Raw genomic sequence first — 14,273 nt, forward strand, 5'->3', positions numbered from 1 at the left:
GGTCACGACCTGGGGGTCGATCCCGGGCTTTCCAGAGGTGCCGAGCGATCCCGGTGCCGGTGCCTGAGAGTTTCCCGGGGAGGGTTGCTCCTACGGCGCCGCTTGTGGGCACTGGGGGGTCTTCAGGCTACAAATCTGGGTGAGCCCACAGAGACTCCGTCATCTTGGAGGCGCTGTGTGACGCGGGGTACTCTCGCACCGGAAGACGACAGACCACGCCGATGAGCGGTTCCGGGAGAGACCCCGCGGACACCGCCGTGCGGGCGCCGTAGGAGCAACCCTCCCCGGGAAACTCTCAGGCACCGGCACCGGGATCGCTCGGCACCTCTGGAAAGCCCGGGATCGACCCCCAGGTCGTGACCGGCACCGACGGAGCAAGCGGGCCCACCCGCGGAAACTCTCAGGTCCCATGACAGAGCGGGGAGGAACCGGCCGGGGCATGCCCCCTCAGACCAAGGAGTTCCCCAATGAGCCCTTCCGCACCTGCTGACAGCGCCGTGAGCGCCTCGGGCGTCAGCTCCGACGCACTGGCCTTCGTGGACCGCCACGTGGGCCCGCGCGGCCAGGAGATCGACCAGCTGCTCAGCGCCGTGGGCGTGGGCTCGCTGGCAGAGCTCGTGGATCAGGCTGTGCCGGCGTCGATCCGCATGGACCGCGAGCTGGACCTTCCCGACGCCCTCAGCGAGGCCGAGGTCCTCAGCGCCCTGCGCAGCATCGCAGATCAGAACGAGCCGGGCCGCCCGATGATCGGCCAGGGCTTCTACCGCACCGACACCCCCGCGGTCATCCAGCGCAACCTGCTCGAGTCCCCGGCCTGGTACACGGCCTACACCCCGTACCAGCCCGAGATCTCGCAGGGCCGCCTCGAGCTGCTGCTGACCTACCAGACCATGGTCCAGGACCTCACCGGCCTGGACATCGCCAACGCGTCGCTGCTGGACGAGTCCTCCGCCGTCGTCGAGGCCGCGCTGCTGATGAAGCGCGCCAACCGCAAGGCCAAGAACGGCGCGATCCTGGTGGATGCGGATCTCTTCCCGCAGCACCTGGCCGTCATCCCGGGCCGCGCCCGCGCCGTGGGCATGGACCTGGAGATCCTGGACCTCTCGCAGGGCATCCCGCAGGAGCAGCTCGAGCGCGAGAACGGCATCGCCGGCGTGATCCTCCAGCAGTCGGGCTCCTCCGGCAAGGTCCACGACTGGACCGACGTCATCGCCCAGGCCAAGGGCGCCGGCGCCATGGTGACCGTCGTGGCCGATCTGCTGGCCCTGACCCTCGTGAAGTCCCCGGGCGAGATGGGCGCGGACATCTCCGTGGGCACCTCGCAGCGCTTCGGCGTCCCGCTGTTCGCCGGCGGCCCGCACGCCGCCTTCATGGCGGTGCGCTCGGACCTGCAGCGCAGCCTGCCCGGCCGCCTGGTCGGCGTCTCCCACGACGACACCGGCCGCCCCGGCTACCGCCTGGCCCTGCAGACCCGCGAGCAGCACATCCGCCGCGAGAAGGCCACCTCCAACATCTGCACCGCCCAGGCGCTGCTGGCCGAGGTCGCCGCCTGCTACGCCGTCTACCACGGCCCGGACGGGCTGCGCCGGATCGCCCGTCGCGTCCACAGCCGTGCCCGCACGATCGTCGATGCCCTGCAGAATGCCGGCATCGAGCTGGTCTCCGATCAGGTCTTCGACACCGTCGTGGCCCGCGTCCCGGGCCGCGCCGACGAGATCCTCGCAGCCGCCGCCGAGAACGACATCGACCTGCGCCGTGTGGACGACGACCACGTGGGCGTCTCCGCGGATGAGCGCGCATCCGCGCAGGACGTCCTGGACGTGCTCGGCGCCTTCGGCGTGACGGAGGCGGCCGAGGTGGACTCCACCGCAGCCCCCGTGCTGCCCGAGCAGCTGGCGCGCACCTCCGAGTTCCTGACCCACGAGGTCTTCAACACCCACCGCTCCGAGACCTCCATGATGCGCTGGCTGCGCCGCCTCTCGGATCGCGACCTGGCGCTGGATCGCACCATGATCCCGCTGGGCTCGTGCACCATGAAGCTCAACGCCGCCGTCGAGATGGCCTCGATCACCTGGCCCGAGTTCGCGGACGTCCACCCCTACTCCCCGGCCTGGCGCATGCAGGGCTGGCAGCACCTGGTCGAGGACCTCGAGTCCCGCCTGGCCGAGCTGACCGGCTACGCCAAGGTCTCGATCCAGCCGAACGCCGGCTCCCAGGGCGAGCTCGCCGGCCTGCTGGCGATCCGCCGCTGGCACATCTCGCGCGGCGACGAGTCCCGCGACCTCGTGCTGATCCCGGCCTCGGCCCACGGCACCAACGCCGCCTCCGCGGTGCTGGCCGGGCTGCGCGTGCGCGTCGTGAAGACCGCGCCCGACGGCACCGTCGATCACGAGGACCTGGACAAGGCCATCGCGGACAACGAGGGCTCGATCGCCGGCATCATGATCACCTATCCGTCCACGCACGGCGTCTTCGAGGAGGACGTCCGCGAGGTCTGCGGCAAGATCCACGACGCTGGCGGCCAGGTCTACCTGGACGGCGCGAACTTCAACGCGATGGTCGGACTCGCCCAGCCGGGCCAGTTCGGCGGCGACGTCTCGCACCTGAACCTGCACAAGACCTTCTGCATCCCGCACGGCGGCGGCGGCCCGGGCGTCGGCCCGGTGGCCGTGGCCGAGCACCTGGTGCCCTTCCTGCCCGGAGATCCGCTCGAGGGCGATCCCGGTCGCCCGACCGTGGGCGGCGCCTCGGACGCCGGCCACGACGTCGACCAGCCGACCGATGCCGCCGCGAACGGCCGCGGCCTGCCCGTGACCAGCACCCGCTGGGGCTCCACCGGCGTGCTGCCTATCTCGTGGGCCTACCTGGCCCTGATGGGCGGCGACGGCCTGACCCGCGCCTCCGCCGTGGCCCTGCTGAACGCGAACTACATCGCCCGCAGCCTCAACGAGCACTTCCCGGTGCTCTACACGGGCGAGAACGGCCTGGTCGCCCACGAGTGCATCCTGGATCTGCGCAAGCTCACGGATGTCTCGGGCATCAAGGTCGCGGACGTGGCCAAGCGTCTGATCGACTACGGCTTCCACGCTCCCACCGAGTCCTTCCCGGTCAGCGGCACGTTCATGGTCGAGCCGACCGAGTCCGAGGACAAGGCCGAGATGGACCGCTTCATCGAGGCCATGATCTCGATCCACGGCGAGATCCAGCAGGTCGTCGACGGCGAGGTCGAGGAGGCCGACTCCGTCGTGCGCCACGCCCCGCACACGGCCGCAGCACTCGTTTCGGACGACTGGGACCGCGCGTACTCCCGCGAGACCGCGGCCTTCCCGGTGCCGAGCCTGCGGGTGGACAAGTACTTCCCTCCGATCGGGCGCATCGACGGCGCGTACGGCGACCGCAACCTCGTGTGCAGCTGCCCGCCGCCCGAGGCCTTCGAGACGGTCGACGAGACCGAGCCGGACACCTCCGCCGAGCCCCAGGCTGACAGCGAGACCAAGACCACCGTCCAGCCCAGCCAGGAGAACGCACGATGAGCACCGAAGCAGCATCCCGTCCCACGGCTCTGACCCCCGTCCACGAGCGGCTGGGCGCCTCCTTCACCGACTTCGGCGGCTGGTGGATGCCCCTGCGCTACGGCTCGGACATGGCGGAGCACAGGGCCGTGCGCGAGGCCGCCGGTCAGTTCGACCTCTCCCACATGGGCGAGCTGCTCATCGAGGGCCCCGATGCCGCCGCGTTCCTGGACTACGCGCTGGTGGGCAGGCTGTCCGCGATCGAGATCGGCAAGGCCAAGTACTCGCTGCTGTGCAACGAGGCCGGCGGAGTGATCGACGACCTGATCACCTACCGCCTGGGCGAGACGACCTTCCTGGTGGTGCCCAACGCGTCGAACACCCCGGCCGCGCTGGCCGCGTTCCAGGAGCGCACCACGGCCGCCGACGGCACCGTCTTCGACGTCACCATCACGGACCGCACCGAGGCGACCGCGCTGATCGCCGTGCAGGGCCCGGCCTCCGAGGCCGTGCTGCTCGAGGCCGTGGAGACCCAGTCCGCGCAGGCCGTGAAGGACGTGAAGTACTACGCCATCACGGACGTCGTCTTCACGACCCCCGAGGGCCCGCTGCCCGTGCAGCTGGCCCGCACCGGGTACACCGGCGAGGACGGCTTCGAGATCTACATCGACATCGAGTCCGACCCGACGGCGGCCGAGCGCCTGTGGAGCGTCCTCGAGAAGGCCGGGGAGCCCCATGGCCTGGTGCCCTGCGGGCTGGCCGCACGCGACTCGCTGCGCCTGGAGGCCGGCATGCCGCTGCACGGCCACGAGCTCTCCGAGGACATCAACCCGTACCAGGCGAACCTGCCGATCGTCGCGCTGAAGACCAAGGACTCCTTCGTGGGCCGCGAGGCCCTGGCGAAGATCAAGGAGGAGGGCCCCTCCTCCAAGCTGGTCGGCCTGGTCAACGACGGAAAGCGCGCGGCCCGCCCGGGCTACGCGGTGCTCAAGGACGGCGAGAAGGTCGGCGAGATCTCCTCCGGCGCCCCGAGCCCCACCCTGGGCCACGCGATCGCCCTGGCCTTCGTGTCCCCCGAGCTCACCGAGCCCGGCACCGAGCTCGATGTGGACCTGCGCGGCAAGCCCACGCCGTTCCGCGTCGTCAAGCTCCCCTTCTACAAGCGTGAGAGCTGACACGGAGCTGTCTCGCCGCATGACGCCAGCCCGCCCCGGCGCTGGACACCACCCCGCAGCAGGACCCCACCATGGAAGGACCAGGCAATGAGCGCTCTGGACAAGGTCAACAAGGACTACCGCTACTCCGCTGAGCACGAGTGGATCGACTCCTCCTCGCCGGCCAAGGTCGGCCTCTCGCAGATCGCCGTCGACGCGCTGGGCGAGGTCGTCTACGTCGACCTCCCCGAGGCCGGTGCCTCCGTCACCGCAGGCGAGGTCTGCGGCGAGGTCGAGTCGACCAAGTCGGTCTCCGAGCTGTACTCGCCGGTGACCGGCACGGTCGTCGAGATCAACGACGCCGTCGTGGACAACCCGGGCGCTCTCAACGAGGATCCCTACGGCGCTGCCTGGCTCTTCACCGTCGAGGTGGAGTCCGAGGGCGAGCTGCTCAGCCCGGAGGGCTACGCCGCAGCTCAGGAGGACTGATCACCACATGACCGTCAGCATCTTCGATCTCTTCAGCATCGGCGTGGGCCCGTCGTCGTCCCACACCGTGGGCCCCATGCGCGCGGCGGCCGATTTCGTCGCCGATCTGGTGGGCGAGGGGCTGCTGCCGCGTCTGGACCGCATCGCGGTCGACCTCTACGGCTCGCTGTCATCCACCGGCCGCGGGCACGGCACGTTCGACGCCGTGCTCATCGGCCTGGAGGGCCACCAGCCCGACAAGGTCCTGCCCGCCACCATGGACTCCCGCAAGGAGGCCCTGGCCGCCGGGCACCCGCTGCGCGTGGGCGATGCCCTGGACGGCGTCGACGAGCCGGTGGAGCTCGACTTCCATGTCGAGGACATCGTCCAGCATCCGCTCACGCTGCTGCCGTACCACCCCAACGGCATGACCATGGCCGCCTACGACGCCGACGGCAACGTCCTGGCGGAGCGGACGGCCTACTCGGTGGGCGGCGGGTTCGTGCTCGTCGATCCAGTGGAGGGGGAGGATCCCATCCCGGACGAGGGCGACGTCGCCATCCCGTACCCGTACTCCAACGCGGAGGGCTTGCTGGGGCACTGCCTGTCCCATGGCATCTCGGTGACGGAGCTGGCGATGGCCAACGAGGCGGCGCGCCGTCCCGAGGAGGAGGTCCGCGCGGGCGTGCTCAAGATCGCCCAGGTCATGGAGGACTCCAAGAACTCCAACCTGGAGCGCGAGGGGCCGCTGCCCGGCGGGCTCAAGGTGCGCCGCCGCGCGCCCGAGTGGCACGCCCGGCTCAAGGCGATCGACACCGATTTCGACCCGCAGCACTGGGTCGAGTGGGTCAACCTGGTGGCGCTGACCGTCAACGAGGAGAACGCCTCGGGCGGGCGCATCGTCACCGCACCCACCAACGGCGCGGCGGGCATCGTGCCGGCCGTGATGTTCTACGCCACGCACTACACCCCGGCCGCCCGCGGGCCGCAGAAGCGCTCGCGCGAGGACATCACCGTGGACTACCTGCTGGCCGCGGCGGCCGTGGGGTCGCTGATCAAGGAGCAGGCCTCGATCTCCGGCGCCGAGGTCGGCTGCCAGGGCGAGGTCGGCTCGGCGTCGTCCATGGCTGCGGCCGGCCTCGCCCAGGTCATGGGCGGCACGCCGGTGCAGGTCGAGAAGGCCGCCGAGATCGCCATGGAGCACCACCTGGGTCTGACCTGCGATCCCATCGCCGGCCTGGTGCAGGTGCCGTGCATCGAGCGCAATGCGATCGCAGCCGCCACCGCCGTCAACGCGGCCCGCATGGCGCTGTTCGAGGAGTCCGAGCCGGGCTTCGTGAGCCTGGACCAGGTGGTCGAGACCATGCGCTCGACCGGTGCGGACATGTCCGAGAAGTACAAGGAGACCGCGCGCGGAGGACTGGCGGTCAACGTGGGCGTCAACGTCATCGAGTGCTGACCCCCTCCCGCCGAGTGGATGCCCAGTTGCGCTATGTGCAGCTATAGCGCAAGCAGCTGTCCACTCGGCGGGGTGGAGAGCGGTCAGGAGCCTCGGACGTAGCCCTTCTGCTTGTCCACCTCGTTGCTCAGGGGACGGCCCTGGACCCAGGCCTCGAGGTTGCGCTCGAACTGCTCGCTGAGCGTGTCCCGCCAGCCCACCACATCGCCGCTCATGTGCGCCGAGAGGTGGACCTCGTCCATGTCCCACAGCGGCGAGTCCTGCGGCAGGGGCTCCTGGGAGACGACGTCCAGGGAAGCCGCCGCGATCTGCCCCCGCTGCAGCGCCGCGATCAGCGCCGGCTCATCCACCAGGGCGCCGCGACCCGCGTTGACCAGGTGGGCGGTGGGCTTCATGCGCTCCAGCACGGCGGCGTCGACGAGCCCGCGGGTCTGCTCGGTCAGCGGCGCGATCAGCACGACGTGATCGGCCCACCCCACGTGCTCGGCGAGCTCGTCGCTGGCGATGATCGTCCCGAAGTCCGGATCCTGCCGCGCCGTGCGACCGGCACCCATGACCTCCATGCCCACGGCCCTCAGCAGCCGCGCCGTGGCCCGGCCGATGCCGCCGGTGCCGATCACCAGCGCTGCGCTGCCCGCCGTCAGCTGGGTCTCCCGGTGCTGCCACGTGCGCTCGCGCTGCAGCCGCTCGGAGCGGTGCAGCTGCTTGTCGTGGGCCAGGATCGAGGCCAGCACGAACTCGGCGATCGGGGTCTCGAAGGCCCCGTGGGCGTTGGTGACGACCACGGGGGACTGGCGCAGCTCGTCGAACAGCAGCGAATCCACGCCCGCGGCCGCCACATGGACCCACTCGAGGGCATCGGCGTGCGGCCAGGCCTCGCGCAGGGCCCCGGAGAAGAAGTCCCACACGAGCAGGATCTGCGCACCGGCGATCGCCTGCGGCAGTCCCTCGGCATCGGTCCAGGTCACCTCGGCCAGCTCCTCGAAGACAGCGGCCCCTGACGGGGGCGGCGTGGTCTCGGTCGTGAGGACGACCAGGCGGGGCCGGGACTCGGACTGCGGGGACGGGCTCGCGGTGCTCATGCCTCCACTGTAGCGATGTCGGATTGTTGACAATCCTGCGGCGCGGTTCGGAGAATGTGAGGCATGACATCTCTGAGTCCCGTCCTCAAGCAGGCCACCCCGGTGGTCGTCGACCACGCCCGCGGCAGCTGGATCTACGGCACCGACGGGCGCGAGTACCTCGACTTCACCACCGGGATCGGCGTCACGAGCACCGGACACTGCCACCCGGAGGTCGTGGCCGCCGCCCAGGAGCAGGTCGGGAAGATCATCCACGCGCAGTACACGACCGTGATGCACAAGCCCCTCCTGGAGCTCACCGACAAGCTCGGCGAGGTCCTGCCGGAGGGGCTGGACTCGGTGTTCTACGCCAACTCCGGCTCGGAGGCGGTCGAGGCCTCGATCCGCCTGGCGCGCATGGCCACCGGCCGCCCCAACATCGTCGTGTTCCAGGGCGGCTTCCACGGCCGCACTGTCGCCGCGGCCTCCCTGACCACCGCCGGCACCAAGTTCTCGGCGGGCTTCGCCCCGCTGATGGCCGGGGTCCACATGTCCGCCTTCCCCTACGCCTACCGCTATGGCTGGGACGAGCCGACCGCCGTGGAGTTCGCGCTGAAGGAGCTCGACTACCTCCTGCAGACCCGCACCGCGCCCTCGGACACCGCAGCCTTCCTGATCGAGCCCGCGCTGGGCGACGGCGGCTACATCCCCACGCCTCCCGCTTTCCTGGAGGGGCTGCGCGAGCGCGCCGACCGCCACGGGATCGTCCTCATCTTCGACGAGGTCCAGGCCGGCGTCGGGCGCACCGGGAAGTTCTGGGGCCACCAGCACAGCTCCGCCCGCCCGGACGTCCTCATCACCGCCAAGGGCATCGCCTCCGGCTTCCCGATCTCCGCGATCGCCGCCTCGACCGAGCTGATGTCCAAGGCCTGGCCCGGCTCGCAGGGCGGCACGTACGGAGGCAACGCCGTCTCGGCCGCCGCCGGTGTGGCCACGCTCGGGGTGGTCGAGAAGGAGGGGCTGGTGGAGAACTCCCGGGTCCGCGGCGAGCAGCTGCAGGCCGGACTGAAGCAGATCCAGCAGCGCTTCCCGGTCATCGGCGACGTCCGCGGCCTGGGGCTCATGCAGGGCATCGAGTTCACCGCGCCGGACGGCTCTCCTGATGCCGCCAACGCCGCCGCGGTCCAGCAGGCCACCACGGAGCAGGACCTTCTCAGCCTGACCTGCGGTCCGGCGGGCAACGTCGTGCGCCTGATCCCCGCGCTCGTGGTGAGCGAGGAGGAGATCGCCCTGGGCCTGCAGCGTTTCGAGGCGGCCGTGGAAGCCGTCGTCTCCTCGGCCCCGTCCGGCACCACCGGCGCCTGAGGTCTGCCCATGAGCGAGGCCGCCCTCCGCAGCGACGCCCAGGCCCCGCAGGGCGATGCCGACGAGATCCTGGACCGGATGCAGCAGGCCGGCCTCCAGGCGGAGGTCTCCGCCCGGAGGCTGGCCGAGTACTCCTACGACGCCTCGAACTACCGCGTGGTCCCGCTGGCCGTCGTCTTCCCGCGCAGCGCCGACGACGTCCTGGCGATCGTGCGCGTGTGCCGCGAGACCGGCACGCCCCTGATCGGACGGGGCGGCGGGACATCCATGGCGGGCAACGCGGTGGGCCCCGGCGTCGTCGTGGACTTCTCGCGCCACCTCACGGCCATCCGCGTCCTGGATGAGGACGCGCGGACCGTCGACGTCGATCCCGGGGTGGTCCTGGCGGATCTGACCCGTGAGGTCGAGGCGGCCACAGGCGGGCGGCTCACGTTCGCCCCGGACCCGTCGTCCAAGAATCGGGCCACGGTCGGCGGGGCGATCGGCAACGACGCCTGCGGCAACCACTCGGTGCGCTACGGGCGGACCTCGGACCACGTGGTCGAGATCGACGTCGTCACGACCGACGGCGCCCGTCTCACCGCGACCAACCGTGGTCTGCGCGCCACCGATCCGCACGACGTGCACTCCGAGCGACGCGCCCGTGAGCTGCTGGGGCAGCTGGAGCAGCTCGGCCGGGAGAACCTGGCGCCCTTCCGGCTCGAGCTCGGACGCATCCAGCGGCAGGTCTCTGGCTATCACCTGCAGAACCTGCTGCCCGAGCACAGGCTGGACATCGCCCGCGCGCTCGTGGGCTCGGAGGGCACCTGCGCCCTGGTGGTCGGGGCCCGCATGCGCCTGGTGCCCAGACCGCCCAGCGCGCTGCTCGTGTGCCTGGGCTACGACGACGTCGTGGATGCCGCCCGCGACATCACCACGATCCTCGAGTTCTCCCCAGCGGCGGTGGAGGGCACCGACGCCGCGATCGTGGAGACCATGCGGGCGCGCCGCGGTCCGGACTCCGTTCTGGGACTGCCCGACGGCCGCGCCTGGCTGTTCGTGGACCTGGACGGTGAAGACCAGGCCGCCGTCGAGGGCCAGGCCGAGCGGCTGCTGGAGCGGCTGGCGCGCAACGACAGGCTCGTGGAGGGCCAGGCCGTCCCGGACCCGGCGGAGCGCGCCTCCCTGTGGCGCGTCCGCGAGGATGGGGCGGGGCTGTCCTCGCGCCTGGCCAGCGGCGGCGAGTCCTGGCCGGGCTGGGAGGACTCGGCCGTGGCCCCGGAGGACCTGGCCGACTACCTGGCCGGGCTGCGGGTGCTGATGGACGAGCACGGGCTGGACGGGGTCATGTACGGGCACTTCGGCGCCGGCTGCATGCACATCCGGATCACCTACGACCTGCGCACCGATGACGGCCGCAGGGTCTTCCGCGAGTTCACCCAGGCTGCGGCCCGGCTCGTGGTGCGCCACGGCGGGTCCTTGTCGGGCGAGCACGGCGACGGGCGCTCCCGCTCCGAGCTGCTGCCGCTGATGTACTCGCCGCAGGTCCTGGCCGCCTTCGTGCGCTTCCGCCGGCTGTGGGACCCGGAGGGCATGCTCAGCCCGGGCATCATGACCGAGCCCGACCGAATGGACGACCACCTGGCCCTGGAGGCCGTCCCGCAGCGCGAGTGGCGCACGAGCTTCGATCTCAGCCCCGCCCACTCCCGCACCTCAGGTGCGGCCGGCGCAGCGGGCGCCGGCCAGAGCGCCCCCGACCCCTGGGTGCACGCCGTCCAGGGCTGCATCGGCGTGGGGCGCTGCCGCGCGGACACCGGAGGGGTGATGTGCCCCAGCTTCCGGGCCACGCGCGATGAGAAGGACTCCACGCGCGGACGCGCTCGGGTGCTGCAGGAGATGGTCCGGGGCGCGAGGACCGTGGAGGAGGGCTGGCGCTCCGAGGAGGTCCGCGAGGCGCTGGACCTGTGCCTGTCCTGCAAGGCGTGCTCGACCGACTGCCCCGCCGGGGTCGACATGGCCACGTACAAGTCGGAGTTCTTCGATCATTACTACGCCGGGCGCCTGCGTCCGGTCGCGCACTTCTCCCTGGGGTGGCTGCCGCGGTGGCTGCTCGTGGCCGGGCGGATTGCACCGGTCGTCAATGCGCTGCTGTCCACGCCGCTGGCCAAGGCGGCAGCTGTGCTGGGCGGGCTGACGCCCGAGCGCAGGATGCCGCGCTTCGCTCGGACGGGGCAGTGGCGGCAGGAGGTCGCGGACGCCGCGGTCGCCCCGGGAGCGGGCGATGCGGTGCTCTTCGTCGACACCTTCACCCGCGGGTTCCGCCCCGAGGCCGCCGGCGCTGCCGCTCGCGTCCTGCAGCAGGCCGGCGAGCGGGTCGAGTGCTCGGCCGAGGCGTGCTGCGGGCTCACCTGGATCTCCACGGGGCAGCTCGGCACCGCTCGGCGGCTTCTGGCGCGGGCCGCGGAGGCCCTCGACGACGGTACCGAGCGCCCGATCGTGGTGGTCGAGCCCAGCTGCGCGGCCGCGCTGCGCAAGGACCTGCCGGAGCTGGTGCCCACCGACCAGGCCCGGCGCGTGTCCCGACGGGTGCGCAGCTTCGCCGCGCATCTGGCCGAGCGGACGGCGCAGGGCTGGCGGCCGGAGCCGTCGGCCCCGATCCCCGATCGCGTCGTGCTGCAGACCCACTGCCACGAGCACTCCGTGTTCGGCCCCGCCTCCCAGCGCCGGGTGCTCGCTGCCGCCGGCGTGCGCGAGGTCGTGGATGCCTCCGGGTGCTGCGGCGTGGCCGGGAACTTCGGCTTCGAGGCCCAGCACTACGACGTCAGCATGCAGGTCGCCGAGAACGCGCTCGCCCCGGCGCTGCGCGGCGCGCGCGAGGAGGATCCCGTGCTCACCGACGGCTTCTCCTGCGCCATGCAGGTGGACCACCTGGAGCCCCAGCGCCCGGGGATGCACCTGGCGCAGCTGCTGGATCCGGGGCCCCCGTCGGGCCCCGCAGCAGACCAGGTGGCCCCAGGCCACCGAGCCGAACAACCCGAGCGAGACCAGGAAGAGGAGCCACGATGAACACCCAGGATCATGCCCGCACTGCCCATGAGGTCATCTCCGCGGTGAGCACGGGGCTGCTCATCGACGGCGCCTGGGGCGAGTCCGCCACCGGCGCTCGCTTCGAGGTGATCAACCCCGCCACGGAGGAGGTCATCGCCACGGTGGCCGACGGCGGACCCGACGACGCCCGCCGAGCCATCGAGGCCGCCGGGCGCGCTCAGCCCGAGTGGGCCCGCACCGCCCCGCGCGAGCGCAGCGAGATCCTGCGCCGGGCCTTCGACCTGGTCATGGCCCGGCAGGACGAGCTCGCCCTGATCATGACCTCGGAGATGGGCAAGCCGCTGGCCGAGGCCAAGGGCGAGGTCGCCTACGCCGCGGAGTTCCTGCGCTGGTTCTCCGAGGAGGCCGTGCGCATCGGCGGGGACCAGATGCTCTCGGGCGACGGGAAGACACGCTTCATGGTCTCCCAGCGACCGGTGGGCCCGTGCGTGCTGGTCACGCCGTGGAACTTCCCGCTGGCCATGGGGGCGCGCAAGATCGCCCCGGCCATCGCCGCCGGCTGCACCATGGTGTTCAAGCCGGCCGAGCTCACCCCGCTGACGTCGCTGGCGCTGGCCGACATCCTGCTCGAGGCCGGGGTGCCCGCCGGAGTGCTGAACATCGTGTGCACGACCGATGCCGGCTCCGTCGTCGAGCCGTGGATGTCCAGCGGGATCGCGCGCAAGATCAGCTTCACCGGGTCCACGGCGGTGGGTGTCAGGCTGCTCGAGCAGGCCTCGCAGCACGTCATGCGCTCGTCCATGGAGCTCGGCGGCAACGCGCCGTTCCTGGTCTTCGAGGATGCCGACCTGGACCGCGCGGTCGAGGGCGCCTTCGCGGCCAAGATGCGCAACATGGGCGAGGCCTGCACCGCGGCCAATCGCCTCTACGTCCAGCGCTCGGTCGCCGACGAGTTCTCCCGCCGTCTCGCCGAGCGACTCGGCGCGCTGAGCGTGGGCGACGGGCTGGCGGAGGGCGTGCAGGTGGGCCCGCTCGTGGAGCCCAAGGCCCTGCGCAAGGTCCAGGAGCTCGTGGACGACGCCGTCCAGCGCGGCGCCGAGGTGATCTGCGGCGGCTCGCGCCCGGAGAGGCCCGGCTACTTCTACCGCCCGACGGTCCTCTCGGGCGTCGACCCGTCCTCGAGGCTGATGGGCGAGGAGATCTTCGGGCCGGTGGCCCCGGTCATCCCGTTCGACACGGAGAAGGAGGCCATCGCCCTGGCCAACGACACCCCCTGGGGGCTGTCGGGCTACCTGTTCACACAGGATCTCGACCGCGCCTTCCGCGTGGAGGAGGCCATGGAGGTCGGGATGGTCGGGCTCAACACGGGCATCGTCTCCAACCCGGCCGCGCCGTTCGGCGGCATCAAGGCCTCGGGCCTGGGCAGGGAGGGCGGTCGCGTGGGCATCGACGAGTTCCTCGAGACCACGTACATGGCCATGCCGCGCCGCTGAAGCCCGGCCTCAGTCCAGGGCCGCGACCAGCCTGCCGATCGCGTCCTCCATGTGGCCGACGAGCAGGCGGTCCAGCCCGGCCAGATCGGCGCGGCCGATCGCCTCGGCGATGTGCCGATGCTCCTGCAGCCGCGGGGACTGCGAGCTGTAGCGGTGCTCCAGGGCGGTGATGCACATGCGGGTCTCGACCATGAGCGTGGTATGCATCCGGGTCAGCCGCGGGCTGTGCGCCAGGGACACGAGCGTGGTGTGGAAGTCGATGTCGGCCTCGGTGACGGCCACGAGGTCGCCGCGGCCGGCCGCGTCCTCCATCTCCTGCACGATCCGCAGCAGCTGCTCCTGCGCCGCGGCAGGATCCGTCTCCGCAGCATGTGCGGCAGCGGCGCGCTCGAGCGCCGTGCGGGCCAGATACATGTCGCGGACGTCGTCGTCGGTGACCTCGATGACGAAGACGCCGCGATTCCGGACGCTGACGAGCAGGCCCTCCTGGGTGAGGCGCTGCATGGCCTCGCGCAGGGGGCCGCGGCTGACGCCGAGGCTGCGGCTGAGCGCGGCCTCGTTGAGCTGCTGTCCCGGAGCCAGCTCCCCCTCGCCGATCGCGCGGCGCAGCTGCCGGGCGATCAGCGCGGGGGTGGACTCCTGGACGACGGGGTTCAGTGCAGCGGGCGGCAAGGAGGCCTCCGGGTAGGCGTTGAGGATTGTCGACGATCCTACCGTGCGCTCCCAGCGCGTCG

The 14,273-nt window shown here is 71.6% G+C and carries 9 protein-coding genes and 3 riboswitches; of the genes, 7 read left to right on the forward strand and 2 right to left on the reverse strand.

Annotated elements, in window-relative coordinates; all coding sequences use genetic code 11:
- Nucleotides 1-41: 41 nt before the first annotated feature.
- Nucleotides 42-136: riboswitch (glycine riboswitch) on the reverse strand.
- Between the two features lie 86 nt (nt 137-222).
- Nucleotides 223-321, forward strand: a riboswitch (glycine riboswitch).
- Nucleotides 322-426, forward strand: a riboswitch (glycine riboswitch).
- A gap of 41 nt (nt 427-467) precedes the next feature.
- The 4 genes from gcvP to FFS25_RS10385 all read left to right on the forward strand — a co-directional run bounded on the left by gcvP (nt 468) and on the right by FFS25_RS10385 (nt 6,593).
- Nucleotides 468-3,533, forward strand: a complete 3,066-nt coding sequence (gene gcvP / locus FFS25_RS10370; RefSeq protein WP_249933863.1) for an aminomethyl-transferring glycine dehydrogenase — start codon at nt 468-470, stop codon at nt 3,531-3,533.
- Entirely contained in the window at nt 3,530-4,687 is a 1,158-nt protein-coding gene (gene gcvT / locus FFS25_RS10375; RefSeq protein ID WP_137802861.1) for a glycine cleavage system aminomethyltransferase GcvT, read from the forward strand. The genes gcvP and gcvT overlap by 4 nt, the downstream gene beginning before the upstream one ends.
- An 87-nt stretch (nt 4,688-4,774) precedes the next feature.
- On the forward strand, nt 4,775-5,155 hold the full coding sequence (gene gcvH, locus FFS25_RS10380) for a glycine cleavage system protein GcvH (RefSeq protein WP_006214555.1): 381 nt from the start codon (nt 4,775-4,777) through the stop codon (nt 5,153-5,155).
- A gap of 7 nt (nt 5,156-5,162) precedes the next feature.
- Complete coding sequence (locus FFS25_RS10385; RefSeq protein WP_137802862.1) at nt 5,163-6,593, forward strand: L-serine ammonia-lyase; 1,431 nt, start codon at nt 5,163-5,165, stop codon at nt 6,591-6,593.
- Between the two features lie 83 nt (nt 6,594-6,676).
- Here FFS25_RS10385 and FFS25_RS10390 read toward each other — a convergent pair whose 3' ends face one another.
- A complete protein-coding gene (locus FFS25_RS10390; RefSeq protein ID WP_137802863.1) occupies nt 6,677-7,675 on the reverse strand; it encodes a D-2-hydroxyacid dehydrogenase in 999 nt (332 codons plus the stop codon).
- Nucleotides 7,676-7,738: 63 nt separating this feature from the next.
- Between FFS25_RS10390 and FFS25_RS10395 the strand changes: the two genes are divergently transcribed.
- The 3 genes from FFS25_RS10395 to FFS25_RS10405 are packed head-to-tail and all read left to right on the forward strand — an operon-like array spanning nt 7,739 to nt 13,539.
- On the forward strand, nt 7,739-9,019 hold the full coding sequence (locus FFS25_RS10395) for an aspartate aminotransferase family protein (protein ID WP_137802864.1): 1,281 nt from the start codon (nt 7,739-7,741) through the stop codon (nt 9,017-9,019).
- Between the two features lie 9 nt (nt 9,020-9,028).
- Nucleotides 9,029-12,064 carry an FAD-binding and (Fe-S)-binding domain-containing protein gene (locus tag FFS25_RS10400; protein WP_137802865.1) on the forward strand — a complete coding sequence of 1,012 codons (3,036 nt, stop codon included), beginning with the start codon at nt 9,029-9,031 and terminating at the stop codon, nt 12,062-12,064.
- Nucleotides 12,061-13,539 (forward strand): NAD-dependent succinate-semialdehyde dehydrogenase, encoded by a 1,479-nt coding sequence (locus FFS25_RS10405; protein WP_137802866.1) that lies wholly within the window; start codon nt 12,061-12,063, stop codon nt 13,537-13,539. Before FFS25_RS10400 ends, FFS25_RS10405 begins: the two co-directional genes overlap by 4 nt.
- Before the next feature lie 9 nt (nt 13,540-13,548).
- On the opposite strand, the gene FFS25_RS10410 is transcribed toward FFS25_RS10405, so the two are convergent.
- On the reverse strand, nt 13,549-14,211 hold the full coding sequence (locus FFS25_RS10410) for a GntR family transcriptional regulator (protein WP_061712610.1): 663 nt from the start codon (nt 14,209-14,211) through the stop codon (nt 13,549-13,551).
- Between the last annotated feature and the right edge of the window lie 62 nt (nt 14,212-14,273).

Origin of the sequence: Kocuria sp. 2SI, from assembly GCF_005502825.1 — a bacterium.
Classification (GTDB): Bacteria; Actinomycetota; Actinomycetes; order Actinomycetales; family Micrococcaceae; genus Kocuria; species Kocuria palustris.

What these genes read in the sequence shown, in the direction of transcription:
- FFS25_RS10400 (WP_137802865.1), top strand. Translation starts at nt 9,029, where the DNA reads ATGAGCGAGGCCGCCCTCCGCAGCGACGCCCAGGCCCCGCAGGGCGAT.
- FFS25_RS10395 (WP_137802864.1), top strand. Translation starts at nt 7,739, where the DNA reads ATGACATCTCTGAGTCCCGTCCTCAAGCAGGCCACCCCGGTGGTCGTC.
- gcvH (WP_006214555.1), top strand. Translation starts at nt 4,775, where the DNA reads ATGAGCGCTCTGGACAAGGTCAACAAGGACTACCGCTACTCCGCTGAG.
- FFS25_RS10390 (WP_137802863.1), bottom strand. Translation starts at nt 7,675, where the DNA reads ATGAGCACCGCGAGCCCGTCCCCGCAGTCCGAGTCCCGGCCCCGCCTG.
- gcvP (WP_249933863.1), top strand. Translation starts at nt 468, where the DNA reads ATGAGCCCTTCCGCACCTGCTGACAGCGCCGTGAGCGCCTCGGGCGTC.
- gcvT (WP_137802861.1), top strand. Translation starts at nt 3,530, where the DNA reads ATGAGCACCGAAGCAGCATCCCGTCCCACGGCTCTGACCCCCGTCCAC.
- FFS25_RS10405 (WP_137802866.1), top strand. Translation starts at nt 12,061, where the DNA reads ATGAACACCCAGGATCATGCCCGCACTGCCCATGAGGTCATCTCCGCG.
- FFS25_RS10385 (WP_137802862.1), top strand. Translation starts at nt 5,163, where the DNA reads ATGACCGTCAGCATCTTCGATCTCTTCAGCATCGGCGTGGGCCCGTCG.